General features: G+C 67.9%; 1 protein-coding gene. It reads right to left on the bottom strand.

Annotated elements, in window-relative coordinates; translation table 11 throughout:
* A partial coding sequence (locus ACJ8HB_RS24950) for a two-partner secretion domain-containing protein (protein ID WP_143128943.1) occupies positions 1-611 on the bottom strand: 611 nt, incomplete at both ends.

The raw sequence follows: 611 nt of genomic DNA on the forward strand, positions 1-611 counted from the left end.
CGCACGTTGACCTGACTGCTGCCGCTGAACACCACACCGTTGCGGTTGACCACCATCACCGTGCCGTCGGCCTTGATCTGGCCCTGGATCTGGCTCGGCCGGGCGCTCGGATCGTTGACGCGATTGAGCACCGCCCAATCCTTTTGCTGTTTGAAGTCCACCGTGGTGTTCTTGCCGACGTTGAACGTTTCCCAGTTGAGGATCGCCTTGTCGCCGGTCTGCCGGATGCCGACGGTCGTTTGCCCGTTGGCCGTCTGCTGCGTCGGCGCATCGGCATTGATCCACCCCTGGGTCGCCGGGTTGCGGTCGACTTTCAACCCGCCCTCCGCCAATCCGTCCGGCAGCGCACCGCCCGCCGCCAGCGCGGCCTGGCGCGCGGCGGCCTGCGCCGCCTGTTGGGCGGCGATGGCGGAAGCAGTTTTACCGAGGTTGGCCAGCGAACGCTGCAACTGCTGATTGGCCTGCTGCTGTTGCGCCAGCGGCGGCGGCGTGCCCGGCAGATTCATTCCCGGGCGGGCGCCCTGCGCCCCCCCCGCCTGGCCGACATTTTTGGCGTTGAACCAACCGCCGCTGAACGGCCGCGGTTCGGCGGCCTGCACACTTGCCGACAG

Source organism: Serratia sp. CY27727 (genome assembly GCF_052169275.1).
GTDB classification, from domain to species: Bacteria; Pseudomonadota; Gammaproteobacteria; order Enterobacterales; family Enterobacteriaceae; genus Serratia; species Serratia sarumanii.